Below are 25,318 nucleotides of genomic sequence, written 5' to 3' on the forward strand. Positions count from 1 at the left end.
CATTGGTTTGCCTGGTAAAGCCGGTCTAGTCTTGTTCCATCGTTGGTCGCACTCGTTGGGACCGACCCGATGAGGAGAAGGAGAGAACCATGTCGAACCAAGGTAAGTGTCCGTTCAACCATGTGGCCGGTGGCGGCACAGCCAACAATGATTGGTGGCCGAATCAGCTGCGTGTGGACTTGCTGAATCAGCATTCGGACCGATCCAATCCGCTGGGCGAGAAATTCAACTACGCCGAAGCTTTCAAGAAACTCGACTACAAGGCCCTCAAGGCCGATCTGGTCAAGCTCATGACCGACAGCCAGGACTGGTGGCCCGCTGACTTCGGGCATTACGGCCCGCAGTTCATCCGTATGGCCTGGCACTCTGCCGGTACCTACCGCACTACCGACGGCCGTGGCGGTGGCGGTCGTGGTCAGCAGCGTTTTGCGCCGCTCAACTCCTGGCCGGATAACGTCAACATCGACAAGTCGCGTCGCCTGCTGTGGCCGATCAAGCAGAAGTATGGCCAGTCGATTTCCTGGGCTGACCTGTACATCCTCGCCGGTAACGTTGCGCTGGAGTCCATGGGGTTCCGCACCTTCGGATTTGCCGGTGGCCGTGAAGATGTGTGGGAGCCGGATCAGGACGTCAACTGGGGCGCCGAAGTCGCCTGGCTGGGGGTCGACCCTAAGCGCGTCAATGACGATCGCGAGCTGACTGCGCCTTTCGGCGCTACTCACATGGGCCTGATCTACGTGAACCCGGAAGGTCCCAACGCTAGCGGCGACTATATGGCTGCAGCCAAGGATATTCGTGCCACGTTCTATCGCATGGCAATGGACGACGAAGAGATCGTCGCGTTGATCGCCGGCGGTCACACCTTCGGCAAATGCCACGGCGCAGCCCCTGAATCGCACAAGGGGCCGGAGCCGGAAGGCGGGCCCATCGAAGCACAGGGCCTGGGCTGGACCAGTAACTTCGGCAGTGGCTCGGGCAAGGACACGGTGTCCAGTGGCCTGGAAGTGACCTGGACGAAGACACCGGCGCTGTGGAGTAACAACTTCTTCGAGAACCTGTTCAAGTTCGAATGGGAACTGACCAAATCGCCAGCTGGCGCCAAGCAGTGGGTGGCCAAGGATGCGCCGGAGATCATTCCAGACGCGCATGTGCCGGGAAAATTCCACAAACCGACCATGCTCACTACCGACCTCACCCTGCGCTTCGATCCAGAGTTCGGCAAGATTTCCAAGCGCTTCTATGAAGATCCGCAGTCCTTCGCCGATGCCTTCGCGCGTGCCTGGTACAAGCTGACTCACCGTGACATGGGGCCGAAAGCCCGCTACCTTGGCCCGGAAGTGCCGAAAGAGGACTTGATCTGGCAAGACCCGCTACCGGCTGCCACCCATAACCCAAGCGCTGCCGATATCGCCGATCTGAAAGCGAAGATCGCTGCTTCGGGGATTTCGATCGGTGATCTGGTGTCCGTGGCTTGGGCTTCGGCCTCGACCTTCCGCGGTGGCGACAAGCGTGGTGGTGCCAACGGTGCTCGCCTGGCTCTGGCGCCGCAGAAGGATTGGGCCGCCAACCAGCGGGCGATTCAGGTGCTGCCGAAGCTGGTAGCAATCCAGCAGGCATCCGGCAAGGCCTCTCTGGCTGACGTGATCGTGCTGGCCGGTAATGTCGGTGTCGAGCTGGCAGCCAAGGCGGCTGGTGTGGCGGTGGACGTGCCGTTCGCGGCTGGCCGTGTTGATGCGCGTCAGGATCAGACCGATGTCGAGTCCTTCGATGTGCTGGAGTCTGCTGCCGATGGTTTCCGTAACTTCAGCAAAGGCAATCTGGGCGTGCCCACCGAGGCAATGTTGATCGACAAGGCGCAGATGCTGACACTGACCGCACCGGAGCTGACTGCATTGGTCGGCGGCCTGCGTGTACTGGGCGCCAACCACGACGGCAGTCAGCATGGCGTGTTCACCGACAAGGTCGGTGTGCTGTCCAACGATTTCTTCGTCAACCTGCTGGATATGGGCACCGTATGGAAGGCCGCCGATGACAGCAACGAAGTCTTCGAAGGGCGTACACGCAAGGATGGCCAGGTGAAATACACGGCCACCCGTAACGACCTGGTGTTCGGCTCCAACTCGGTGCTGCGCGCCTATGCCGAGGTGTATGCCAGTGCTGACGGCAAGGAGAAGCTGATCAAGGACTTCGTCGCCGCCTGGACCAAGGTGATGAACCTGGATCGTTTCGATCTGGCCTGAGCCTGAGTGGCGCACCAGCGGTGCGTCAGTAAACCGCAACGCCTCCCTCGTGGAGGCGTTGTGCTTTGCTTGACCGAGCCGGGCGTCAGGCGGAGCATTACAGCCTGCTCACGAATGCAAGAAGGATTGCCGGCATGAAAGGCCATACCGAAGTCATCGACTATCTCAAGCATCTGCTCAAGGGCGAACTGGCTGCGCGCGACCAGTATTTCATCCATTCTCGGCTGTATGAGGACTGGGGGTTCAGCAAGCTCTACGAGCGCATCAACCACGAGATGGAAGAGGAAACCCAGCACGCCGATGCCCTGCTAAAGCGCATCATCTTCCTCGAGGGTGTGCCGGACATGGCGCCCAATGCCTTCAAGTTCGGCCAGACCGTCCCAGAAGCACTGAAGCTCGATCTTGATCTGGAGTACGAAGTGCGCGCGGCCCTGAGCAAAGGCATCGAACTCTGCGAGAAACATCAGGATTACCCAAGCCGCGACATCCTCCTGGCGCAGCTCAAGGACACCGAGGAAGATCACGCCTACTGGCTGGAGATTCAGTTGCAGCTGATCGACAAGCTGGGTCTGGAGAAGTACCTGCAAAGCCAGATGTAAGCTGACTTGCCCAAAAAGAGCCCCGCATGTGCGGGGCTCTTTCGTTTCAGGCGCGGTCGCGTTCCAGCAGGGGTTTGAGGAAGTGCCCGGTATGCGAGGCCGGGTTGGCTGCAACATCCTCTGGTGTACCGGTGGCGATGATCATGCCGCCCTTGGAGCCGCCTTCCGGGCCGAGATCCACCAGCCAGTCGGCAGTCTTGATCACGTCCAGGTTGTGCTCGATCACCACCACGGTATTGCCGTGGTCGCGCAGGCGGTGCAGCACGTCCAGCAGTTGCTGGATATCGGCGAAGTGCAGGCCGGTGGTCGGCTCGTCGAGGATGTACAGGGTCTTGCCGGTATCGCGCTTGCTCAGCTCGCGACTCAGCTTGACCCGCTGCGCCTCGCCGCCGGACAGGGTGGTCGCGCTCTGGCCCAGCTTGATATAGGACAGCCCGACGTCCATCAACGTCTGCAGCTTGCGGGCGATGGCCGGCACGGCGTCGAAGAAGGTGCGGGCCTCCTCGATGGTCATGTCCAGCACTTCGGTGATGCTCTTGCCCTTGTACTTCACTTCCAGGGTTTCGCGGTTGTAGCGCTTGCCCTTGCACACGTCGCACGGCACGTAGATGTCCGGCAGAAAGTGCATCTCCACCTTGATCACGCCGTCGCCCTGGCACGCCTCGCAGCGCCCGCCCTTGACGTTGAAACTGAAGCGGCCTGGGCCATAACCGCGCGAGCGTGATTCCGGCACCCCGGCGAACAGCTCGCGAATCGGTGTGAACAGGCCGGTGTAGGTGGCCGGGTTGGAGCGTGGCGTACGGCCGATCGGGCTCTGGTCGATGTCGACCACCTTGTCCAGGTGTTGCAGGCCGTCGAAGGAGTCGTGCGCCGCCGCTTCCAGAGTGGTTGCACCGTTCAAAGCCGTAGCGGTCAGCGGGAACAGGGTGTTGTTGATCAGCGTCGACTTGCCCGAGCCGGATACGCCGGTGACGCAGGTAAGCAGGCCCACCGGAATTTCCAGATCGACATTACGCAGGTTGTTGCCCCGTGCGCCCTTGAGCTTGAGCAGTTTCTTCTTGTCACGCGGCGTGCGCTGCGCTGGATAACGGATCTTCTCGCGGCCGGACAGGTATTTGCCGGTCAACGAGTCGGGGTGATTCATCACCTCGTCGGGCGTGCCTTCGGCGACGATGCGTCCGCCGTGCACGCCGGCGCCCGGGCCGATATCGACCACGTAATCGGCCATGCGAATGGCGTCTTCGTCGTGTTCGACCACGATCACCGTATTGCCCAGGCTGCGCAGGTGGTTGAGGGTGCCCAGCAGGCGCTCGTTGTCGCGTTGGTGCAGGCCGATGGACGGTTCATCGAGGATGTACATCACGCCCACCAGGCCAGCGCCGATCTGGCTGGCCAGGCGGATGCGCTGCGCTTCGCCGCCTGAAAGGGTGTCGGCGCTGCGATCCAGAGTCAGATAATCGAGGCCGACGTTGACCAGGAACTGCAGGCGCTCGCGGATTTCCTTGAGGATCTTTTCGGCGATCTCGCCGCGTCGTCCGGTCAGACGCAGATTGGCGACGTAATCGCAGGCATCGCCAACCGGCAGGCCGGTCACTGCCGGCAGAGTCTTCTCGCCGACCCAGACATGCCGCGCTTCGCGGCGCAGGCGCGTGCCGCGGCAGTCGGGGCAGGGCTGGGTGCTGAGGAACTTGGCCAGCTCCTCGCGCACGCTGGCCGACTCGGTCTCGCGGTAGCGGCGTTCGAGGTTGGGGATGATGCCCTCGAAAGGGTGCGAGCGTTTGACGATGTCGCCGCGGTCGTTGAGGTACTTGAAGTCGACGTTCTGCGTGCCGCTGCCGAACAGAATGACCTTCTGGTGTTCGGCGGCCAACTCGTCGAAGGGCTCTTCGAGGCTGAAGCCATAGTGTGCGGCCAGCGAACCGAGCATCTGGAAGTAGTAGACGTTGCGCCGGTCCCAGCCGCGTATGGCGCCTTCGGCCAGGGTCAGTTCGCCATTGACCAGGCGCTTGACGTCGAAGAACTGCTTCACGCCCAGGCCGTCGCAGGTCGGGCAGGCACCGGCCGGGTTGTTGAAGGAGAATAGCTTGGGTTCCAGCTCGCTGATCGAGTGGCCGCAGTGCGGGCAGGCGAAGCGCGCGGAGAAGATGATTTCTTCGCCTGGCTCATCATCCATGGGGGCGATCAGGGCGATGCCGTCCGCCAGGCCAAGCGCTGTCTCGAAAGACTCGGCCAGCCGCTGCTGCAGGTCTTCACGGACCTTGAAGCGATCCACCACCACGTCGATGGAGTGCTTCTTCTGCTTGTCCAGCTTGGGCAGCTCGTCCAGTTCGAACAGCTTGCCGTTGACGCGGGCACGGACGAAGCCCTGCGCGCGCAGCTCCTCGAATACCGATAGATGCTCACCCTTGCGTTCGCGGATTACCGGTGCCAGCAGCATCAGCTTGCGGCCTTCCGGCAGGGCCAGCACCTGGTCGACCATCTGGCTGACGGTCTGCGCTTCGAGCGGAACGTCATGGTCCGGGCAGCGCGGAATACCGGCGCGGGCATACAGCAGGCGCAGGTAGTCGTAGATTTCGGTGATGGTGCCGACGGTCGAGCGCGGGTTGTGCGAGGTGGACTTCTGCTCGATGGAAATCGCCGGCGACAGGCCTTCGATGGTGTCGACATCGGGCTTTTCCATCATCGACAGGAACTGCCGGGCGTAAGCCGACAGCGATTCGACATAACGGCGCTGGCCTTCGGCGTACAGCGTGTCGAAGGCCAGGGAAGACTTGCCGGAACCGGACAGGCCGGTGATCACGATCAGCTTGTCACGCGGCAGGGTCAGGTCGATGTTCTTCAGGTTGTGGGTACGGGCCCCACGAATCAGGATTTTGTCCACTTAGGGAACCTCTGAATGCTGTCTGCGTTGCCACTGCCGCTTCAAATTCAGGCGGCTTGCAACGGGCCTCGCTGGGCGGGCGGAAAACGGTCGAGTATAGGGCTTGCTGCTGCCCTGCGGCAAAGTGTGCGCCTGTGCCGAAACGATGGCGGCTGCTAGAATCGCCGGCTGATTTCCTCAGGGTTTATTCGATGCACGATTCGCACAGCGAGCGCATGAGTAGTAGCGAGACCCGCGCGGCCGGCGGCCTGGCTATGGTGTTCGCGTTTCGTATGCTGGGCATGTTCATGGTGCTGCCGGTGCTGGCCACCTACGGCATGGATCTGGCGGGCAGTACACCCGCGCTGATCGGCCTGGCCATCGGTGCCTATGGTTTGACCCAGGCTGTGCTGCAAATTCCCTTCGGCATGCTCAGTGATCGTATTGGCCGACGCCCGGTGATCTACGTCGGGTTGCTGATCTTCGCCGCTGGCAGCGTGCTGGCGGCCAATGCCGATTCGATCTGGGGCGTTATCGCCGGACGTGTGCTGCAGGGTGCTGGCGCGATTTCCGCAGCGGTGATGGCACTGTTGTCGGACCTGACTCGCGAGCAACATCGCACCAAGGCCATGGCCATGATCGGCATGAGCATTGGCCTGTCGTTCGCCGTGGCCATGGTCATTGGTCCGCTGCTGACTCGCGCCTTCGGCCTGTCCGGGCTGTTCTGGGCGACGGCGGCGATGGCGTTGCTCGGCATCCTGATCGTCGCCGGCATCGTGCCGAAAGACGCCGGCCCGCTGCAGCATCGCGAGTCCGGCGTGGCGGCGCAGGCGCTGTGGCCGACGCTCAAACACGTCGACCTGTTGCGTCTGGACTTCGCCATCCTGGCCTTGCATGCAGTGCTCATGGCCAGTTTCGTCGCCCTGCCGCTGGCGCTGGTGGAGCAGGGGGAGTTGGTCAAGGAAGAGCATTGGTGGGTGTATCTCACCGCGCTGTTGATTGGTTTCTTCGGCATGGTGCCGTTCATCATTTACGGTGAGAAAAAACGCCAGATGAAGCGCGTGCTGCTGGGGGCCGTCAGCGTATTGCTGGTCTGCGAGCTTTACTTCGCCTTCTTCGGCAGCAGTTTGCGTGCGCTGGTACTGGGCATCGTGGTGTTCTTCACCGCCTTCAACCTGCTCGAGGCCTCGCTGCCGTCGCTGGTCAGCAAGGTGGCTCCAGCGGGCGGCAAGGGCACGGCGATGGGGGTGTACTCCACCAGCCAGTTCCTCGGCGCGGCGCTGGGCGGCATTCTGGGCGGCTGGCTGTATCAGCACGTTGGTCTGGGCGGTGTCTTCATCGGCTGCGCAGCGCTCTGTGCAATTTGGCTGGCTATTGCTGTTACTATGCGCGAACCGCCGTACGTGACCAGTTTGCGCCTGCCGCTCGATGCCGCGGCACTGGCCGATGTCGGACTGGTCGAACGCCTCAAGGCGACGCCGGGAGTGGCGGACGCCGTGGTGGTGGTCGACGAAGCGGCCATCTATATCAAAGTCGATACCCAACAAGTGGATCGCACGACGCTGGAAAGCCTGATCACATCGGCGCCAGCGGCGTGCCGAGTCTAGGAGAACGTTATGGCCCGTGGGGTTAACAAAGTCATTCTGGTCGGTACCTGCGGCCAGGACCCGGAAACACGCTACCTGCCCAGCGGCAACGCCGTCACCAACCTGAGCCTGGCGACCAGCGAGCAGTGGACCGACAAGCAGACCGGGCAGAAGGTAGAAAAGACCGAGTGGCACCGCGTCGCCCTGTTCGGCAAGGTCGCCGAGATCGCCGGCGAGTACCTGCGCAAGGGTTCGCAGGTGTACATCGAAGGCAAGCTGCAGACCCGCGAGTGGGAAAAGGACGGCATCAAGCGTTACACCACCGAGATCATCGTCGACATGCAGGGCACCATGCAGCTGCTGGGCGGTCGTCCGAGCGGTGACGAAGGTGGCGCTCCGCGTCAATCGCGTCCGGCCCCGCAGCGTGAGCCGCAGCAGGCTCCGCGTCAGGAGCGTCCTGCTCCGCAGCAGGCCCAGCCAGCGCCTGACTACGACAGCTTCGATGACGATATCCCGTTCTGATCTGATCGGGCTCTAGCCTATGCGAATGCGCCTGATGCTGCTGGGCGGCGGTAGTGCCCTGGGGCAAGCGCTGATCCGTCTTGGCGCCGAGGAAGACATCGGCTTCCTCGCGCCTCGTCCGCCGGAAGACGGTTGGGATGCGGCCAGCCTGACTGAGCTGCTCGACGACACCCGCCCGGATGCACTGATCAACCTGGCTTACTATTTCGACTGGTTCCAGGCCGAGTCGGTGGCCGAGTCGCGCCTGCAAACGCAGGAGCGCGCTGTGGAGCGTCTGGCCGAGCTGTGTCAGCACCACTCCATCGTCTTGCTGCAGCCGTCCAGCTATCGGGTTTTCGATGGTTCGCGAATCACGGCTTACAGCGAGAAGGAAGAGCCGATCCCGCTCGGACTGCGCGGCCAGGCGCTGTGGCGTCTGGAGCAGAGCGTGCGGGCGATCTGTCCGCGTCATGTGCTGCTGCGCTTTGGCTGGCTGCTTGATGACAGTCGTGAAGGGCTGCTGGGGCGCTTTCTAGTACGTGCCGAGCGCGACGATGCCCTTTATCTCGCCGATGACCGGCGCGGCAATCCGACGCCAGTGGACGATGCCGCACGAGTGATTCTGGCCGTGCTCAAGCAACTCGACTGCGAGTCGCCGCTGTGGGGCACCTATCATTACGGTGGTCACGAGACCAGCACATCGCTGAGTCTGGGGCAGGCGGTGCTGAGCGAGGCGCGTCACTATCGCAGCAATCTGGTCGAGGACGTCGCGCCGCAGGCGCACGCTGCTCGCCCGGATGCAGCCGATGAACCGCAACACGCCGTGCTGGCTTGCAAGAAGATTCTTCACACCTTCGGCATCAAACCGCGCGCCTGGCGCTCTGGTCTGCCGAGCTTACTGGATCGTTACTATCGCCATGGCTGAATTTCTCGTAACGGGTGGTGCGGGTTTTATCGGTTCCAACCTGGTCGACGCCTTGCTGGCCGCTGGCCACGAAGTGCGCGTGCTGGACAATCTGTCCATGGGCAAGCGCAGCAACCTGCCGCTGGACAATCCGCGCTTGCGCTTCATTGAGGGCGATGTCGCTGATGCCGAAGTGGTCGCGCAGGCGGTCGCCGGTTGTGCAGGGGTAGCGCATCTGGCAGCGGTGGCGTCGGTGCAGGCCTCGGTGGATGACCCCGTGTCCACGCACCAGAGCAACTTCATCGGTACCCTGAATGTTTGCGAGGCCATGCGTCAGCATGGTGTGCGACGTGTGGTCTATGCCTCCAGCGCGGCTATTTACGGCAACAACGGCGAGGGCGTGGCAATCGACGAAGCCACTGCCAAGGCGCCGCTGACGCCTTACGCGTCCGACAAGCTGTCCGGCGAACACTATCTGGACTTCTACCGCCGTCAGCATGGCCTGGAGCCGGCGGTGTTTCGTTTCTTCAATATCTTCGGCCCGCGCCAGGACCCGTCCTCGCCGTACTCCGGGGTGATCAGCATCTTCACTCAGCGTGCGCAGCAGGGGCTGCCGATCAGCGTGTTCGGCGACGGCGAACAGACCCGAGATTTCTTCTATGTCGGTGATCTGGTTGTGCTGTTGATGCAGGCGCTGCTCAACGATCAGGTGGTGAGTGATCCGGTCAACGTGGGGTGGAGTCAGGCGGTAAGCCTCAATCAATTGCTGGCGGAGATCGGCGCGCTTTGTGGCGGCTTGCCGCAGGTGACGCATTTGTCGGCCCGTGCTGGCGATATCCGCCACTCGCGTGCCGACAATGCGCGCTTGCAGGCCCATTACCGCCTGCCAGAGCAGACGCCGCTGCGTGAAGGGTTGCGCCAACTGCTCGGTTTGTGAATCGAGCCCATGAAAAAGCCGGCATACGCCGGCTTTTTCATTTCTGCTTGAGCTGTCAGAACTTGTAACCCAGGCCGACCATGTAGATGAAGGGGTCTACGTCCACATCAACCTTGGCGCGCACGCCGAGGGCGTTGTTGTCGACATAGGCGGTGGTGTCGATGTCGATGTAGCGCACCTGGGCGTTGAGCATCAGGCTATCGGTCAGCATGTAGTCGGCACCCACCTGCCAGGCCAGGCCCCAGGAATTCTTCGCACGGAAATTGTCGAAGCCGTTGGCGCTGGCAGCGCTACCGACGTGTTCGTCGAAAATCCAGGTGTAGTTGATACCGGCGCCGACATAGGGCTGGAAGGCCGACTTGGCGTCCAGCGGGTAGTACACCAGGCTCAGGGTCGGCGGCAGGTGCTTGAGGCTGCCCAGCTTGCCATTGGCTGCATCGAGGACGGTGCCCTTGATCTTCACGTCATGCTCGAACGGGGTTGCCGCCAGCAACTCGATGCCCAGATTGTCGGTGAGCATGTAGGCGAAGTTCAGACCCAGCTGGGTGTCACTGCTCATGGTTGCTTTGCCGCCCAGGTCGGCACCGGCGAGGCCGCCGCGATCGACCTTGACGCTGGAGGAGTCGGCCTCCGGGTTGACGGTGATGGCGCCGGCACGGATGAGGATGTCGCCAGCCTGGTGGGCTTGAGCAATGGGGGAGGCGATGGCCAGGGCCAGCAGTGAGGCAGTGAACAGTGACTTGTACATAGCGAGCTCCAGTTCGAGTCGGTTGTGTGTCTTGGCTGAAATCAATGCTAAGCCAAGCAACAATTCACTTTTTGACCTGGCTCAATAGATCGATGGGCTCTGCTGCGGTGTTTTGTCCATTGCTTCGAATGCGTCTGTAGATGATAATGTTTCTCTTTTTGAAGCAAGCCCGTCTGTCGAGGACCCTCTGCGCATGAATCGCTTCCCCCACCGTTCCCTGGTCGTGGCACTGATGTTGAGCAGCGGCTCGCTGCTCGCCGCGCCGCTGGATGCTGCGCTCGACGAAAGCCAGCGCCTGGCCGCCGAGGCGAAAGCCTCCCAGGGCCGCGTTGAACAGCTGGATGACGCCAGCCGTGAGATGCTCAATGAGTACCGAAATGCCTTGCAGCAGGCTGAGGCTTTGAAAGGTTATAACAGTCAACTTCGTGACCTGGTCGAAGCCCAGCGTCAGGAGCTGGCCAGTTATCAGAAGCAGCTCGATGGCATCGAACGCACCCAGGAAGCGGTAAGCCCGCAGATGGTCAAGATGGTCGAGGTGCTGGGTGAGTTCATCGCCGCGGACCTGCCGTTCCTGCCCGAGGAACGTGAAGACCGCCTGGCTCAGCTGCAGGATCTGCTGCCGCGTGCCGATGTCAGCCTGGCCGACAAATATCGCCGCATCCTCGAGGCTTACCAGATCGAGAGCGACTACGGTCGCACCCTGGAAGCCTGGCGTGGCGAACTGAACCAGGCCGATGGCGGCTCGCGTAGCGTCGAGTTCCTGCGCCTGGGCCGCAGCATGCTCTATTACCAGACCCTCGATGCCCACGAGAGCGGCTGGTGGAACCCGCAGACCAAGGCTTGGGAAGTGCTCGATGGCAGCGCACGTCGTCCGCTGACCCAGGCTATCGCCATCGCCCGTCAGCAACAGGCGCCTGCCGTGCTGTCCCTGCCGATCAAGACCCTGGCCGAGGAGGCCGCACAATGAGTCGTCGTGTTGTAGCCGTATTGGCGCTCAGCCTGTTGCCGGCACTGGCCGCCGTGGCCGAAACCCTCAACCCCGATCAACTGCTGCAGCGCATCCGTAGCGAGCGCGCTGCCGAAGTCAGCGCCATGCAGGAACGCGAGCAGGCGTTTCTCGCCAAGCGTAGTGAGCAGGCGCAGTTGCTGGCTGCCGCACGTTCCGCGCTGAATACCCAGAAAGCCGAAAGCGAACGTCTGAAAGCCGAGTTCGACCGCCAGGAAGCCGAGCTGGCCGAGCAGGAAAAATTGCTGGCGCAGCGCGTCGGACACCTTGGTGAGCTGTTTGGCGTGGTGCGTCAAAGTGCCGGTGATGTCGCCGGGCAATGGCAGGACAGCCTGCTCAACGCTCAGTACCCGGAGCGCCTGAAACGCCTCAAGGCGTTGGCTGAAAGCCGCTCGCTGCCGTCCGCCGAAGACCTCGACGGCTACTGGATGCTGCTGCTCGAAGACCTGGCTGCCAGCGGTCGTATCGAGCGTCTGCAATTGCCGGTAGTGAATACCGATGGCTCGCGCCAGGAGCAGCAGGTACTGCGTGTTGGCGCCTTCGCTGTGTATGGCGAGGATGCCTTCCTGCGTTACGACGCCGATGCCGGGCAACTGGTGGCGCCGCCGCGTCAGCCGTCCGGCCTGGGCCAGGTCAAGGACTACCTGAGCAGCACCGATGCGCTCGCCACGCTGCCCATCGATCCGAGCCGTGGCAGCCTGTTGGCGCAGCTGCAGCAGCAGCCGACTCTGTGGGACCGTCTGCAACAGGGTGGTCTGGTCGGTTGGGTGATCGTCGTGCTGGGTGCTTTCGGTCTGCTTCTCGCTGTGTGGCGCATGGTCTACCTGGCTCGCGTTGGTAGCGGCGTCAAGGCGCAGATGCACGACCTCAGTGCGCCGCGTAATGACAACCCGCTGGGCCGCGTGATTGGCGTACTGGGCGCCAAGCCACAACTGGCCGACCTGGAGACGTTGGAGCTGAAGCTCGACGAAGCGATCCTGCAGGAAACGCCGCCGCTGGAGAAAGGCCAGGGCCTGCTCAAGCTGTTGGCAGCCGTGGCACCGCTGCTCGGCCTGCTGGGCACCGTGACCGGCATGATCGTGACCTTCCAGGCCATCACCCAGAGCGGTGGCGGCGACTCGCGGCTGATGGCCGACGGCATCTCCCAGGCGCTGGTGACTACCGTGCTCGGTCTGGTGGTGGCCATCCCACTGTTGTTCCTGCACAGCCTGCTGGCCAGCCGTAGCAAGGGCCTGATCCAGATTCTGGAGCAGCAGAGCGCTGGTCTGATCGCCCTGCACCTGTCGGGAGCGCCGCGCCGTGACTGATCTATTCGCCTTCTGGCTGCGTGCAGTCGACAGTGCTCATGCGCTGCTCGACTTCATGAGCGCTGGCGGCGTGGTGATGTGGGCGCTGGCGGTGCTCTGCGTGGTGTTCTGGACCTTGGTGTTCGAGCGTTTCTGGTACATGCGCAGGATTTTTCCACGCTGGGTGCAGGAGCGCCGCGAGGCCTGGCAGCAGGTGCTCGCCGATGACAACGGCAACTGGCAGCGCGCCGTTCGCCTGGCCTGGCTGGCGCAGGCGCGTCAGCAACTGGCGGCGCCGTTGCGCCTGGGCAAGACCCTGGTGGCGCTGTATCCGTTGCTGGGCCTGCTGGGTACCGTACTTGGCATGATCGCCGTGTTCGATGTGCTCGCCCTCAACGGTGCCGGTAACCCACGCGGCATGGCCGCAGGCGTGTGGCAGGCGACCCTGCCGACCATGGCCGGCATGGTTCTGGCCATTCCTGGATTGTTCAGCCTGGCGCGCCTCGAACGCGAAGCCAGCCAGGCCATCGAGCGGCTGGCCGACCAGCTGCGTCACGACTGAGATCGCCCAACATGAGAATGCGTCGTCACCACCAGCAGGACGAAGATACCGGCATCGACCTCACACCGATGCTCGACGTGGTCTTCATCATGCTGATCTTCTTCATCGTCACCAGCTCCTTCATTCGTGAGTCCGGCGTCGAGGTGCAGCGTCCGCAGGCGGAAACCGCCAGCCCGCAGGACAAGGGCAATATCCTCATCGCCGTCACCGCCGACGGGCAGATCTGGATGGACAAGCAGCCAGTGGATATCCGCAGCGTGCGTGCACATGTCGAGCGCATGCGCGTCGACCAGCCCGATGGCGCGGTGGTGGTGCAGGCCGACCAGGATGCGCGTACCGGCCTTGTCGTCCAGGTGATGGATCAGGCGCGCCTGGCTGGCGTGCAGGATGTCGCCCTGGCCGCCGGCAGCGGAGTCAATTGATGCGTCTGCCGCTGTCTTTTCTCGGTGCCTGCCTGATGGCCCTGGGGCTATTCGCCCTGATGCTTTACATGGTCGCGCCGCCGAGCGCCAAGGTAAGTCAGGACCCGGTCAGCGTGGCCAACTTCGTGCGCATGGACGGTAACTCCAGCGAAACCTCCAGCCGCACCCGTCAGCAGGCACCGCAGCCACCTCAGCCGCAAACGCCGCAGCCACCCACGCCGCCGACACCGCAAACGGCTACGCCAAATGCCAACCTGCCGGCGCTGGACATTCAACTGCCAAGCCTGGCCAGTGGTATCGCCGTCAACAGCGCGCCTGCGCCGAGCTTGTCCGGTCTTGCACCGGGGGCTCCAGCGCCGACACCGCCGAGCCAGGCCGCCGAGTCCGGTGGGCAGATGGGCGGGATGGAGAGCGAAGTCATGCCGCTCAACGACGTGCGCCCGGAATACCCGCGTTATGCGCTGCAGCGTGGCATCGAAGGTTTCGTCAAACTGGCTTTCACCATCAATCGCTCCGGCAATGTGGAGAACATCCGCGTGCTGGAAGCCAACCCGCGTAACGTCTTCGAGCGCGAAGCACGCCGCGCCGCGGCACGCTGGCGCTTCGCGCCGCGTACCGAAGGTGGCCTGGCGGTGGACCGCGAAGCGGTAAAAACTCTCTACTTCCGTCTGGAAAGGAGCTGACCATGTACCGTTGGTTGTTGCTCGTGATGCTCAGTGCCGCAGCCCTGCCCGCCATGGCACAGCAGACCATCGACCCGGCCGTGTTCAAGGCTTTGAATGCGGCGCAAGGCGCGCAGCAAAAGGGCGATTACAGCGCTGCGCGGCGCGCGCTGGATGAGGTCCAGGCCAAGAGCGGCAGTCTTGAGGAGGCTCTGGTCTGGCGCAGCAAGGCTTACGTGGCCTGGTCGGCCGGCAACAATGGTCAGGCCATCGAGTGGCTGGACAAGGCTGTGCGTAGCGGCAAGCTTGACGATGAAATGCTGGCTGGCGAGCGCCTCAATCTGGCCAAGCTCAACCTGGGTGAGCGCCGCTACGCCAAGGTCGTCGAGTTGCTGGCGCCGAATCAGGGCAGTGCCTCCGAGGAGGTACTGCAGATGCTGGTGCAGGCCTATCAGGGCATGAACCAGCCGGCCAAGGCGTTGCCGCTGGCCGAGCGATACGTGCAGGCCAATCCCAACGCCGCCGATATCTGGCTGCAGTTTCTGGTGGGTGCCAATGCCGACCTGAAACGTTATGCCCAGGCCGAGCGCTGGCAGCGCCAGTTGCTGTCGCGCCAGCCGAACGATGCCAAAGGCTGGCGTCAGCTGGCTGGCCTGCAGCAGATGGCCGGTAGTAATGACAAGGCGTTGGCGACCCTGCGTGCGGCGCATAGCAAGGGCCTGCGCTTCAGCGAGTCCGAGCTGGACAACCTGGTGCTGCTGGCTGGCGCTGCCGACCAGCCCTGGCAGGGTGCCAAGCTGCTGGCCGGGATGCTCGACAGTGGTCTGTTGGCCAACAACGCCGCGCGTCAGGAGCGCCTGGGGCTGTTCTGGTGGCAGGCGCGTGATCGTGCTGCTGCGGTACGCGTGCTGCGCCCGTTGGCCGAACGTAGCGGCAATGGCAAGCATTGGCTTTATGTCGCGCAGCTGGAGCTGGAACAAGCGCGCTGGCAGGCCGGCCTGGATGCGCTGGCGCGCGCCGAACGTGGCGGTGCCGAGCGGGCCAAGGTGCGCTCCTGGCGGCAATGGGCGGAAAGCGAGCTGCGCTTCGAGCGGGAGAACCGGGTCGCCAGTCGCAGTTGAGTCGTTTTCGGTGCGCGCGGCGCACCCTACTTGGGTGACCGCCGCCTGTAGGGTGCGCCGCGCGCACCAAGTAAAAAGCCAGACTCCAGGGTCTGGCTTTTTTTTGTTGTAGGCGCGGCGGGCGGTGTTCCGATTTATCCGCGAATCTTTTCGCGGCTGAAGCCGCTCCTACAGCTACACCTACGAATGCCCGGCAGGGTCAGCTATCCGGCAATTCGTAGGCGTAGATCTTGTCCGCTTCCATCTGATAACCAACTTCGGCCAGCTCGCTGCTGACATGTTCGGTTTTCAGCGGGCCTTCCACCCAGAACGGTTGGTACAACGCGTCGAGCAATACGCCGAGCTCGCTGGTGACGTGGACGATCTGGTTCGAGGGCGGTGGTGGTACGTGAATGCAGGCGCCGAAGTAGGGCACCAGCAAAAACTCCACCACCCGGCCTTCGTCAGTCACATCCAGCGGCACGATATAACCGGGCAGCTTCACCTGCTGACCATTGAGCTCCTTGACCACTGGTGCGGCCGGCGATTGCTGCATGGCGGCCGGGCCAGATTCGGCCAGGGCGTCGGCCAATTGCGAGAGGTCGTGGATCGGCGCTGGGTTGATGACCTGCGGCGGAGCGTCCGATGGAATCAGCTCGGACCAGGTGAGTTCGCGCACATCAGCGGCGGCCAGCGGCAGTGCCAGGGTCAGCAGCAGAGTGGCGAGCAGGGGGCGGGACATGAGGAACCTCGTAATAAGAGCGCCTGCGCAGTGTACGACAGGCGCTCTCAACTTTCCCTCAGAGCCTGATCGACAGCCCATCGGCCAACGACTGCCGATAGGCCCGCCAGGCCGGCACGCTGCCCATCGCCACGGCTGCGGCGAGAATGCCACCAAGTAGTTTCCATTCGTAACTCGACGGCGCATTGAGTGCCAGATACAGGCCGTAATTGGCCTGGACGAAGCCCTGGCTGCCGGCGATACCCAGATATAGCAGCGCGACACCGAAGGCCACGCCTGCCAGTGCCAGGGCGAAGGCCTCCAGCACCAGCAGACTGGCGATATGCCAGGGGCGGGCGCCTACCGAGCGCAGAATGGCCATTTCCCGGCGGCGCTCGTTGAGACTGGTGAGGATCGCCGTGAGCATGCCGATCAGGCCGGTCAGCACGACGAACAGCGAGACCACGAACAGTGCTTTTTCGGCCGTACCCATCAGGCTCCACAGCTCCTGCAGAGCGACACCTGGCAGGATCGCCAGCAGTGGCTCGCCACGGAACTCGTTGATCTCGCGCTGCAGGCTGAAGGTGGCGATCTTGCTGTTGAGACCGAGCATGAACGCGGTGATCTGCTTCGGCTGCAGGTCCATGGCGCGTGCTTGATCCGCGCTGATCTGCGCGGCGCCACGTGCCGGCATGCCGTTCTGCCAGTCGATGTGCAGCGCCTCCATCCCGGCCAGGGAAATGTGCAACGTGCGGTCGACCGGTGTGCCGGTGCGTTCGAGGATGCCGACCACGGTGAACGGCTTGTCGTCATGCTTGACCAGGCTGATGGTGGCGACGCCGTGTGCCAGAACGATGTTCTCGCCGAGGCCGTAGCCCAGCGCCTGTGCCACTTCCGCGCCGAGTACTACCTCGAACGGATCGTCGGCAAACTCGCGGCCCTGGGCCAACTTCAGGGCCTGGCTGCGGGCGTAACGATAGTGCTCGAAGTAGGCGGTGCTGGTGCCCATCACCCGATAGCCGCGGTGTGAGTCGCCGAGAGAAATGGGGATGGCCCACTTCACCTGACGGTGGTTGGCGAAGTGCTCGAAACTGTCCCAGCGGATGTTGTTGGTGGCGTTGCCGATGCGGAACACCGAGTACAGCAGCAGGTTCACGCTGCCGGAGCGGGCGCCGACGATCAGGTCGGTGCCGCTGATGGTGTTGGCGAAGCTGGCGCGAGCTTCGGTACGTACACGCTCCACGGCCAGCAGCAAGCACACCGAAAGGGCGATGGCGAATACCGTGAGCAAGGCGGTGAAACGGCGGTTGGCCAGGCTGGCCAGGGCGATGCGGATCAGGTGCATCTCAGGCCTCCTGTGGGCGCGTGGCGCGGTTGAGTTCGGCCAGCGACAGGTTGCGGTCGAACAGCGAAGCCAGGCTCTGATCGTGGCTGACGAACAGCAGGCTGGCGCCGGCAGCGCGGCATTCGGCGAAGAGCAATTGCAGGAAGGCCTCGCGGGCGTCGAAGTCCAGTGCCGAAGTCGGTTCGTCGGCGATCACCAGTTCCGGCTGACCGATCAGTGCGCGCGCGGCGGCGACCCGCTGTTGCTGGCCGATAGATAGTTCGTCGGCACGACGGCCGAGCAGGTCGGCGCGCAGGCCGAGATGGTCGAGCAGCGCTGCTGCGGCGGCATCGATGCTGCCGTGGCGCTGTCGTGCGCGTTCGGCACGCAGGCGCGAGAAGCGGCAGGGCAGCTCGACGTTCTCGCGCACGGAAAGAAATGGCAGCAGGTTGAACTGCTGGAAGATGTAGCCAGTGTGGTCGACGCGAAAACGGTCGCGGGCACCGGCGGAGAGCTGGCCCAGGTCCTGGCCGAGCAGGCGGATATGGCCGCTTTGCGCCCGTTGTACGCCGCCGAGCAGGCCGAGCAAGGTGGTTTTGCCGCTGCCACTGGGGCCTTTGAGAAACAGGGTTTCACCGCGTGCCAGGGTGAAGGCGGGGATATCCAGCAGCTGCGCCTGGCCGGGCCAGGCGAAGCCGAGATTGGCGAGTTCGATCAGAGGTTCGGTCATTGTCTGCAGCGTGTCGGGAGAAGGCATTTATTGCCGGAGCGAGGGGCGCTCACTCCGGCAATAAGACGTGGCAGGTCAGAAGCTCAAGCGTGGCTGTGCCGGCGTCAGTTCCACGCCCTGCTGACCATTCGGGCCGATCAGTTGTACCTGAATCTTCTCGGTGGCGGGGAAGCGTTTGAACAGTTCGGCGAGATCCAACTGTTTCAATTCGTTGGCCTTGGCGCATTCGAAGCGATAGTGCGCCTGGATGTCGCTGTGCTCGCCTTCATGATCATGATCGTGATCGTGATCGTGATCGTGATCGTGGTCAGCGTCGCCGAACAGTGGGCTTTCCAGTTCGACCTGGGTGGCCTTGCAATCGCCGCTGTTCAGGGCGAACAGGCTGATGGGCTGCTCCAGTTCCCGCTTGGCGGCGGCGACCTTGGCCTTGTCGGCATCGCTCTTGGCGGCATGCTCGACGCCCACCAGGTTCATTGCCGGGCTTTCGAGTTGCAGCTCCAGCAGGTTGCCGTCCAGTGCTGCGTTGAGGCTGGCGACGCCGTGTTCGTGGGCACCCAGGCTGTCGTGGGAATGTTCGTGGTCGTGATCATGACCGTTTTCATGGGCCTGGGCGGCGGCCAGGGGCAGCAGGGCGAAGGGCAGGACGAGCAGCAGGTGGCGCATGGGTATCTCCAGCGTAGGTTAGATTTAATTGTTACGTTATAACAACTTTTGTGGCGGACTGGCCAGCGCTTAGGGGGCGTGGGAGCATGCAGCTTCCTGACTGGAGGCTGAACATGATGCGAATACGTGGGCGCATTGGCGACTGGCCGGTGGACCTAACGCTGGAGCTGGATAACGAGGACTGGGCGCAACTGGCGCAGCATGTGGCTGTTACGCCGACACCCAGCGTAGCGGCAGCGACTGCCGCAGCTGACGCGGGTGATGCGCTGTGGCAGACCGCGCTGCAGCTGGTGCGCGATGCAGGGCAAGTGGAAGGACCGAAGCTTATGACGCAGCTGGCCGCGTTGGCAGGTGGCGAGGCCGCTGGCAAGCGCCTGCTGGTGCGTCTGCGTCATTGCGAGCAGATCCGCATGGAAACCGGCGCGGACGCGCCGATCTATCACTGGCAGGAGTAATTGTTCAGGCTGCCAGGGTGTCGTAGGGCGCCCTGCGGCGAGCGCGATCCAACGCTGGGATCAGTAGATCGCCTGATACAGCTTGCGGCGGTAGGTGGTGACCAGAGGGTGGTCGCCGCCGAGCAGGTCGAACACCTGCAGCAGGGTCTTGTGCGGCAGGCCTTCGCTGTAGCTGCGGTTACGCACGAACAGCTTGAGCAGGCCGTCCAGCGCCGCTTCGTATTGCTGGCGCGCCAGTTGCTGCACGGCCAGTTGATACAGCGCCTCGTCGTCCTCTGCGTTCTGCGCCAGGCGGCTTTTCAGCGTGGCGGCGTCTGGCAGGTCGGCGGCCTGACGCAGAAAGGTCAATTGCGCCTTGGCACCGGCCAGTGCCTGCTTGTGCTCGTCACCCTTGACTGCGTTGAGCACGGTTTCCGCTTCGCCCAACTCGCCGCGCTCGGCCAGGCAGCGCGCGTAGAGGATCAGCGCGGCAGCATTTTCGTTGTCTTCGGTCAGCACCTGCTTGAGCAGTGTTTCGGTGTCGGCAAAACGGCCTTCGGCGAACAGCGCCTGAGCGGCCTCCATCGGGTCGGCGGCGGTAGGCGCCGGTTCGGCGACGTGAGGTTTGAGCATCTCGCGGATCGCCGCTTCCGGCTGGGCGCCGGCGAAGCCATCCACCGGCTGGCCGTCCTTGAACAACACCACGGTGGGCAGGCTGCGAATGCCGAAACGCATGACGATGTCCTGCTCGATATCGCAGTTGACCTTGGCCAGCAGCAGCTCACCGGCATATTCCTCGGTGATCTTCGCCAGCATTGGCATCAGCGCCTTGCACGGCGCGCACCACTCGGCCCAGAAGTCCACCAGCACCGGTTTGTGGAAGGAGTTCTCGATCACCAGTTGCTCGAAGTTGGCGGCGCCGGAGATGTCGAAGATGTAGGGGGAGTCGCTCATGGTCGGTCTCGAAAAACAGGGCAATGATCTATTAATGCGGGCACTGCCGCGCGGTTACAAGGGGCGCACGGCGTGATACAGGCTGACTTCGCGGAATTCGGCGGGCTCGGCCAGGTCTGGCCAGGTGCAGCCGTCCAGCAGTGCCAGGCGCCGGTACAGCGGATGCTGGAAGTCCTTCACCCGTGAATCGGCCACCAGGGCCTGACGCCCGCGGCTGAGAAAGTGGTCGAGCAGCGGCAGGTTGGCGCGATCGTAGAGCACGTCGGCGACCAGGATCAGGTCGTAGCGATCCGCTTCGGCGAAGAAATCGTCCGAGTAGTTCAGCGTCACACCGTTGAGTGCGGCGTTGGCGCGGCTGGCGGCCAGCGCCAGTGGGTCGAGGTCGCAGGCCACCACTTCTGCCGCACCCGCCTTGGCGGCTGCGATGGCGGCGACGCCGGAGCCAGCGCCGAAATCCAGCACGCGCTTGTCGCGTACCCACTCTGGGCGCTCGGCCAGCCAGCGTGCCAGCACCAGGCCGCTGGCCCAGCAGAAGCACCAGTAGGGCGGCTCTTCAAGGATGCGCCTGGTTTCCTCAGGGTTGAAGGCGCGCTCCATGTTGCTGGCATCGATCAGCCACAGGGCGATATCGGTACCGGGCAGTGTTTCGGCCACCAGGCGGGCATCGCCGAGTAATTCGCTGAGCGCATGCTGCAGCGGTGCGGGTGGTTTCATGGCGCCGGCACCAGATGCAGCGGGCCAAGGTCCTGGTCGTTCAGTTCAGCGATGGTGCGTGCCGGCAAGCGCTGTACCAGGCGTCCGGATTGACTGACGCGGCCGCGCAGTTCCAGGCGCAGGTCCTGAGGCGCCTGCTGCGTGTTCAGGGGCAGATGGAACGGCAGCGCTTCGCCGTCGCCACGCAGATGAACCTGGCCAAGCAAGGCACGCGGGCGACCGCGCATGTCTACGCCCAATAATGCGAGGTCGACATCGGCGCCTGCGGCGACGCCAAGCAATTCGCCGCGCAGGCCTGGGCCCTGGATCGGTGCAGCGATGGGTTCTGCCTGTGCAGGTGCTGGAGTGGGTGGCGGCGCGGTGCTCGTGGGCTCGCCGGCGCAGGCCGCAAGCAGGCCGCTCAGGGCAATGGGTAGAAGGGGCAGATATCGATTCATGGCAGGTTCTGCTTTTGACGGGGCATGGGCATAGCTTAATTTGTCTTGCCGCCGTAAGCAGGCGAACTCAAGGCTCCTTACATTTTTCAATGGCGTGCTATGCGCTACCATGGCGACTTTGCCGCCATTCGTCAGCCCTCACCATGCATTGTCCGTTCTGCGCTGCCAACGACACCAAGGTCATCGATTCCCGTCTGGTCGCCGAGGGCGACCAGGTCCGCCGCCGCCGTGAATGCGTGGCCTGTGGCGAGCGTTTCACCACCTTCGAAACTGCCGAGCTGGTGATGCCGCGCCTGATCAAGCAGGACGGCAGCCGCCAGCCTTTCGACGAAGAAAAGCTGCGCGCCGGCATGCAGCGCGCGCTGGAAAAACGCCCGGTGAGCGTCGAGCGCCTGGAGGAAGCCATCGCCCGTATCAAGCAGCAACTGCGCGCCACTGGCGAGCGCGAGGTGAAGTCGCTGGTGCTGGGTGAGTTGGTGATGACCGAACTGAGCAAGCTTGACGAGGTGGCCTATATCCGCTTCGCCTCGGTCTACCGGCGCTTTCAGGACCTCAACGAGTTCCGCGAGGAAATCGAACGCCTGGCCCGCGAGCCGTCGAAAAGCCGATGAGCGAACGCGACCAATTCTTCATGGCGCGCGCCCTGCGGCTGGCGCGCAAAGGCCTGTACTCCACCCATCCCAATCCACGAGTCGGCTGCGTCATCGTGCGTGATGGCGAGATCGTCGGCGAAGGCTGGCATGCCCGTGCCGGTGAGCCGCACGCCGAGGTGCACGCACTGCGCCAGGCCGGTGACAAGGCGCGTGGCGCAACGGCGTACGTGACACTGGAGCCCTGCAGCCATCATGGGCGCACGCCGCCTTGCGCCGATGCGCTGGTCGCCGCCGGTGTCAGCCGGGTCGTCGCGGCGATGCAGGATCCCAACCCGCAGGTGGCCGGCAGTGGCCTGCTACGCCTGGCCCAAGCCGGTATCGAGGTCGCCAGTGGCGTGCTGGAAAGCGAGGCGCGAGCGCTCAATGCCGGTTTCATCAAGCGCATGGAGAGCGGGTTGCCGTTCGTGCGGGTCAAGTCGGCGATGAGCCTGGATGGCCGCACTGCCATGGCCAGCGGCGAGAGTCAGTGGATCACTGGCCCGGCGGCGCGCGCGGAGGTGCAGCGTTTACGCGCGCAGTCCAGCGTGGTGCTCAGTGGCGCCGACACCGTGCTGGCGGACGATGCCCGGCTGACGGTGCGTCCCGACGAGCTGGGATTGGGTGTCGAAGCCACCTTCATGGCCGCCTCGCGACCACCGCTGCGGGTGTTGGTCGATGGTCGTCTACGCGTGCCGCTGAGCAAAGCCTTCTTCCAGGCCGGTCCGGCGCTGGTGGCCACCTGTGCGGCTGCCGCCGCCCGTGATCGCTATCTGGCCGATGGTCACGAACTGCTCGCCGTGCCGGGCAGCAATGGTCACGTCGACTTGCGCAAGTTGCTGCTGGAACTGGCCGGCCGTGGCGTCAACGAAGTGCTGGTAGAGGCCGGGCCGCGTCTGGCCGGCGCCTTCGCCCGTTCCGGTTTGGTGGATGAGTACCGCATCTTCGTCGCGCCCAAGCTGCTCGGCTCCAGTGCGCGGCCGCTGTTCGAACTGCCGCTTAACCGCATGGCCGAAGCGCCGGAGTTGCAGATTCTCGATATTCGCGCCGTCGGCGACGACTGGCAGATCACTGCGGTGCCCAAGGCCAGATAGCGCACGGGCCATGCGTCGCGGCGATAAATGTGATAAAACGCCACGCGGTCATTTCACATGGCCGCAACGTTCTCAGGGCGGGGCGAAATTCCCCACCGGCGGTGATGGTTCGTAGAACCTAGCCCGCGAGCGCTCGCCACGGTACCTGCCAGGCGAGGTCCAGCAGACCCGGTGCGATTCCGGGGCCGACGGTATAGTCCGGATAAAGAGAGAGCGGGATTCCCTCCACGGGCGCCTCGTGCGTGTCCGTGAAATCCCTATCGATCGGCATTGCCCTGTTTTTGACCAAAACAGGAGTTCGTCCATGCTGTTCAGCACCACCTTCAACGTGAAACCGGAGGGCTTATGTTCACCGGCATAATCGAAGCCATCGGCAGTATCCGCGCCATGACGCCCAAGGGCGGCGACGTGCGCGTCTACGTGGCCACCGGCAAGCTCGATCTGGGTGACGTCAAGCTCGGCGACAGCATCGCCGTCAACGGCGTGTGCCTGACCGCAGTGGAACTCCCCGGCGACGGCTTCTGGGCCGACGTCAGCCGCGAGACGCTGGCGCGCACCGCCTTCGTCGACCTCAAGCCCGGCAGCGCGGTGAACCTGGAAAAGGCCCTGACGCCCACCAGCCGCCTCGGCGGGCACCTGGTCAGCGGCCACGTCGACGGCGTCGGCGAGATCGTCTCGCGTGCCGATAACGCCCGCGCCGTGCAGTTCAAGGTGCGCGCCCCGCGCGAGCTGGCCAAGTACATCGCGCACAAGGGCTCGATCACCGTCGACGGCACCAGCCTGACCGTCAACGCGGTCAATGGCGCCGAGTTCGAACTGACCATCGTGCCGCACACCCTGGCCGAGACCATCATGGTCGACTACCAGGCCGGGCGTAAGGTCAACCTCGAGGTCGACCTGCTGGCGCGTTACCTGGAGCGCCTGCTGCTCGGCGACAAGGCTGCAGAGCCCAAGGCCTCGGGCCTCACCGAAAGCTTTCTCGCCGAACACGGCTACCTGAAGAATTGAGGAGACGCCCGATGGCGCTCAATACCGCTGAAGAACTGATCGAAGACATCCGCGCCGGCAAGATGGTCATCCTCATGGATGATGAGGACCGCGAGAACGAAGGCGACATCATCATCGCCTCCGAATGCGTCACCGCCGAGCACATCAACTTCATGGCCCGCTTCGCCCGTGGCCTGATCTGCATGCCCATGACCCGCGAGCGCTGTGAGTTGCTCAAGCTGCCGCTGATGGCGCCGCGCAACGGTTCCGGTTTCGGCACCAAGTTCACCGTCTCCATCGAGGCGGCCGAAGGTGTGACCACCGGCATTTCCGCCGCCGACCGCGCGCGCACCGTGCAGGCTGCCGTGGCGCGCAATGCGGTGGCCGAGGATATCGTCAGCCCTGGCCACATCTTCCCGCTGATGGCCCAGCCCGGCGGCGTGCTGGCCCGTGCCGGCCACACCGAAGCCGCTTGCGACCTGGCGCGCATGGGCGGTTTCGAGCCGAGCGGGGTGATCTGCGAGATCATGAACGACGACGGCACCATGGCCCGTCGCCCGGAGCTGGAGAAGTTCGCCGAAGAGCACGGCCTGAAGATCGGCACCATCGCCGACCTGATCCACTACCGCCTGATCCACGAGCGTACCGTCGAGCGCATCAGCGAGCAGCCGCTGGACACCGAGCTGGGTCAGTTCAATCTGGTGACCTACCGTGACGGCGTCGAGGACACCGCACACATGGCGCTGACCCTGGGCGCCATCTGCGCCGAAGAACCGACCCTGGTGCGCGTGCACAACATGGACCCGCTGCGCGACCTGTTCATGGTCAACCAGCCGGGCCGCTGGAGCATGCGCGCTGCCATGGCGGAAGTGGCCAAGGCCGGTAGCGGCGTGGTGCTGCTGCTCGGCAATCCGCTGACCGGGCCGGAGCTGCTGGCACTGATCAGCCGTCAGCAGCCGGCCAACCCGGCGACCTATAGCACCGTGGGCGCGGGCTCGCAGATTCTGCGTGATCTTGGCGTACGCAAGATGCGCCTGATGAGCTCGCCGATGAAGTTCAACGCGATATCCGGCTTCGATCTCGAAGTTGTAGAATACCTGCCGGCTGATTGAAAGCGGCCCGCAGGGCGGGAGAGGGTGTTATGGCCAACGCCTAACCCTCTCCCTACGCGGGCCGCCCCAACCCCTCTCCCACAAGTGGGAGAGGGGAGCAAAGCCA

The 25,318-nt window shown here is 63.7% G+C and carries 26 protein-coding genes and 1 riboswitch; of the genes, 17 read left to right on the forward strand and 9 right to left on the reverse strand.

The genetic code is table 11. The annotated features are described in order from the left end of the window. Window positions 1–89: 89 nt before the first annotated feature. Together katG and bfr are read left to right on the forward strand one after the other, a co-directional pair. Complete coding sequence (gene katG, locus CDO35_RS19415) at window positions 90–2,240, forward strand: catalase/peroxidase HPI (RefSeq protein WP_099526272.1); 2,151 nt, start codon at window positions 90–92, stop codon at window positions 2,238–2,240. Window positions 2,241–2,374: 134 nt separating this feature from the next. Next, entirely contained in the window at window positions 2,375–2,839 is a 465-nt protein-coding gene (gene bfr, locus CDO35_RS19420; protein WP_099526273.1) for a bacterioferritin, read from the forward strand. Between the two features lie 46 nt (window positions 2,840–2,885). Here bfr and uvrA read toward each other — a convergent pair whose 3' ends face one another. Next, on the reverse strand, window positions 2,886–5,720 hold the full coding sequence (uvrA, locus tag CDO35_RS19425; RefSeq protein ID WP_099526274.1) for an excinuclease ABC subunit UvrA: 2,835 nt from the start codon (window positions 5,718–5,720) through the stop codon (window positions 2,886–2,888). Window positions 5,721–5,911: 191 nt separating this feature from the next. Between uvrA and CDO35_RS19430 the strand changes: the two genes are divergently transcribed. Genes CDO35_RS19430 through CDO35_RS19445 form a run of 4 tightly spaced genes read left to right on the forward strand, consistent with a single transcriptional unit; the run spans window position 5,912 to window position 9,627 of the window. Then, window positions 5,912–7,306, forward strand: coding sequence for an MFS transporter (locus tag CDO35_RS19430; protein ID WP_099526275.1), 1,395 nt, complete (start codon window positions 5,912–5,914; stop codon window positions 7,304–7,306). A gap of 9 nt (window positions 7,307–7,315) precedes the next feature. Then, a complete protein-coding gene (locus tag CDO35_RS19435) occupies window positions 7,316–7,807 on the forward strand; it encodes a single-stranded DNA-binding protein (protein WP_003463262.1) in 492 nt (163 codons plus the stop codon). Between the two features lie 19 nt (window positions 7,808–7,826). Next, complete coding sequence (locus CDO35_RS19440; protein ID WP_099526276.1) at window positions 7,827–8,711, forward strand: sugar nucleotide-binding protein; 885 nt, start codon at window positions 7,827–7,829, stop codon at window positions 8,709–8,711. Beyond that, window positions 8,704–9,627, forward strand: a complete 924-nt coding sequence (locus CDO35_RS19445) for an NAD-dependent epimerase/dehydratase family protein (RefSeq protein WP_099526277.1) — start codon at window positions 8,704–8,706, stop codon at window positions 9,625–9,627. The genes CDO35_RS19440 and CDO35_RS19445 overlap by 8 nt, the downstream gene beginning before the upstream one ends. A 55-nt stretch (window positions 9,628–9,682) precedes the next feature. Here the strand turns inward: CDO35_RS19445 and CDO35_RS19450 are convergent, their stop codons facing one another. Then, the gene (locus CDO35_RS19450) at window positions 9,683–10,375 is read right to left on the reverse strand and encodes an OmpW/AlkL family protein (RefSeq protein ID WP_099526278.1); all 693 of its coding nucleotides are present in this window, start codon (window positions 10,373–10,375) and stop codon (window positions 9,683–9,685) included. 193 nt (window positions 10,376–10,568) lie between these two features. Here CDO35_RS19450 and CDO35_RS19455 point away from each other — a divergent pair, with 193 nt between their 5' ends. The 6 genes from CDO35_RS19455 to CDO35_RS19480 are packed head-to-tail and all read left to right on the forward strand — an operon-like array spanning window position 10,569 to window position 15,434. Further along, entirely contained in the window at window positions 10,569–11,342 is a 774-nt protein-coding gene (locus CDO35_RS19455) for a DUF3450 domain-containing protein (RefSeq protein ID WP_099526279.1), read from the forward strand. Then, the gene (locus CDO35_RS19460; RefSeq protein ID WP_099526280.1) at window positions 11,339–12,688 is read left to right on the forward strand and encodes a MotA/TolQ/ExbB proton channel family protein; all 1,350 of its coding nucleotides are present in this window, start codon (window positions 11,339–11,341) and stop codon (window positions 12,686–12,688) included. The genes CDO35_RS19455 and CDO35_RS19460 overlap by 4 nt, the downstream gene beginning before the upstream one ends. Continuing rightward, window positions 12,681–13,229, forward strand: a complete 549-nt coding sequence (locus tag CDO35_RS19465; RefSeq protein ID WP_013717326.1) for a MotA/TolQ/ExbB proton channel family protein — start codon at window positions 12,681–12,683, stop codon at window positions 13,227–13,229. Before CDO35_RS19460 ends, CDO35_RS19465 begins: the two co-directional genes overlap by 8 nt. Before the next feature lie 11 nt (window positions 13,230–13,240). Beyond that, entirely contained in the window at window positions 13,241–13,651 is a 411-nt protein-coding gene (locus CDO35_RS19470; RefSeq protein WP_003463247.1) for an ExbD/TolR family protein, read from the forward strand. Next, window positions 13,651–14,334: a TonB family protein gene (locus tag CDO35_RS19475; RefSeq protein WP_099526281.1), complete on the forward strand. Its 684-nt coding sequence runs from the start codon at window positions 13,651–13,653 to the stop codon at window positions 14,332–14,334. The genes CDO35_RS19470 and CDO35_RS19475 overlap by 1 nt, the downstream gene beginning before the upstream one ends. Before the next feature lie 2 nt (window positions 14,335–14,336). Beyond that, complete coding sequence (locus tag CDO35_RS19480) at window positions 14,337–15,434, forward strand: tetratricopeptide repeat protein (protein WP_099526282.1); 1,098 nt, start codon at window positions 14,337–14,339, stop codon at window positions 15,432–15,434. A 199-nt stretch (window positions 15,435–15,633) separates the two neighbouring features. Here CDO35_RS19480 and CDO35_RS19485 read toward each other — a convergent pair whose 3' ends face one another. The 4 genes from CDO35_RS19485 to CDO35_RS19500 form a co-directional block, all read right to left on the reverse strand. Then, complete coding sequence (locus tag CDO35_RS19485; protein ID WP_099526283.1) at window positions 15,634–16,155, reverse strand: DUF3299 domain-containing protein; 522 nt, start codon at window positions 16,153–16,155, stop codon at window positions 15,634–15,636. A 58-nt stretch (window positions 16,156–16,213) separates the two neighbouring features. Further along, window positions 16,214–17,479 (reverse strand): ABC transporter permease, encoded by a 1,266-nt coding sequence (locus CDO35_RS19490; protein WP_099526284.1) that lies wholly within the window; start codon window positions 17,477–17,479, stop codon window positions 16,214–16,216. A 1-nt stretch (window position 17,480) separates the two neighbouring features. Then, window positions 17,481–18,188 (reverse strand): ABC transporter ATP-binding protein, encoded by a 708-nt coding sequence (locus CDO35_RS19495; RefSeq protein WP_099526285.1) that lies wholly within the window; start codon window positions 18,186–18,188, stop codon window positions 17,481–17,483. A gap of 75 nt (window positions 18,189–18,263) precedes the next feature. Further along, window positions 18,264–18,851, reverse strand: coding sequence for a DUF2796 domain-containing protein (locus CDO35_RS19500; RefSeq protein WP_099526286.1), 588 nt, complete (start codon window positions 18,849–18,851; stop codon window positions 18,264–18,266). Between the two features lie 113 nt (window positions 18,852–18,964). On the opposite strand from CDO35_RS19500, the gene CDO35_RS19505 reads away from it, so the two are divergent. Then, window positions 18,965–19,306 (forward strand): hypothetical protein, encoded by a 342-nt coding sequence (locus CDO35_RS19505; protein WP_099526287.1) that lies wholly within the window; start codon window positions 18,965–18,967, stop codon window positions 19,304–19,306. A gap of 60 nt (window positions 19,307–19,366) precedes the next feature. On the opposite strand, the gene trxA is transcribed toward CDO35_RS19505, so the two are convergent. The 3 genes from trxA to CDO35_RS19520 are packed head-to-tail and all read right to left on the reverse strand — an operon-like array spanning window position 19,367 to window position 21,390. Then, a complete protein-coding gene (gene trxA / locus CDO35_RS19510) occupies window positions 19,367–20,239 on the reverse strand; it encodes a thioredoxin (protein ID WP_099526288.1) in 873 nt (290 codons plus the stop codon). 54 nt (window positions 20,240–20,293) lie between these two features. Next, window positions 20,294–20,953 carry a class I SAM-dependent methyltransferase gene (locus tag CDO35_RS19515; RefSeq protein ID WP_099526289.1) on the reverse strand — a complete coding sequence of 220 codons (660 nt, stop codon included), beginning with the start codon at window positions 20,951–20,953 and terminating at the stop codon, window positions 20,294–20,296. Then, window positions 20,950–21,390 (reverse strand): hypothetical protein, encoded by a 441-nt coding sequence (locus tag CDO35_RS19520; RefSeq protein WP_099526290.1) that lies wholly within the window; start codon window positions 21,388–21,390, stop codon window positions 20,950–20,952. Before CDO35_RS19520 ends, CDO35_RS19515 begins: the two co-directional genes overlap by 4 nt. 143 nt (window positions 21,391–21,533) lie before the next feature. Here CDO35_RS19520 and nrdR point away from each other — a divergent pair, with 143 nt between their 5' ends. The 4 genes from nrdR (at window position 21,534) to ribBA (ending at window position 25,212) form a co-directional block, all read left to right on the forward strand. Beyond that, complete coding sequence (nrdR, locus tag CDO35_RS19525) at window positions 21,534–22,001, forward strand: transcriptional regulator NrdR (protein ID WP_003243991.1); 468 nt, start codon at window positions 21,534–21,536, stop codon at window positions 21,999–22,001. Next, window positions 21,998–23,113 (forward strand): bifunctional diaminohydroxyphosphoribosylaminopyrimidine deaminase/5-amino-6-(5-phosphoribosylamino)uracil reductase RibD, encoded by a 1,116-nt coding sequence (gene ribD / locus CDO35_RS19530; RefSeq protein ID WP_099526291.1) that lies wholly within the window; start codon window positions 21,998–22,000, stop codon window positions 23,111–23,113. Before nrdR ends, ribD begins: the two co-directional genes overlap by 4 nt. A gap of 64 nt (window positions 23,114–23,177) precedes the next feature. Further along, window positions 23,178–23,332: riboswitch (FMN riboswitch) on the forward strand. A gap of 126 nt (window positions 23,333–23,458) precedes the next feature. Further along, entirely contained in the window at window positions 23,459–24,121 is a 663-nt protein-coding gene (locus tag CDO35_RS19535; protein WP_099526292.1) for a riboflavin synthase, read from the forward strand. Between the two features lie 11 nt (window positions 24,122–24,132). After that, window positions 24,133–25,212 (forward strand): bifunctional 3,4-dihydroxy-2-butanone-4-phosphate synthase/GTP cyclohydrolase II, encoded by a 1,080-nt coding sequence (gene ribBA, locus CDO35_RS19540; RefSeq protein WP_099526293.1) that lies wholly within the window; start codon window positions 24,133–24,135, stop codon window positions 25,210–25,212. Window positions 25,213–25,318: the final 106 nt, after the last annotated feature.

Source organism: Pseudomonas sediminis (genome assembly GCF_002741105.1).
In the GTDB taxonomy this organism is placed as follows: Bacteria; Pseudomonadota; Gammaproteobacteria; order Pseudomonadales; family Pseudomonadaceae; genus Aquipseudomonas; species Aquipseudomonas sediminis.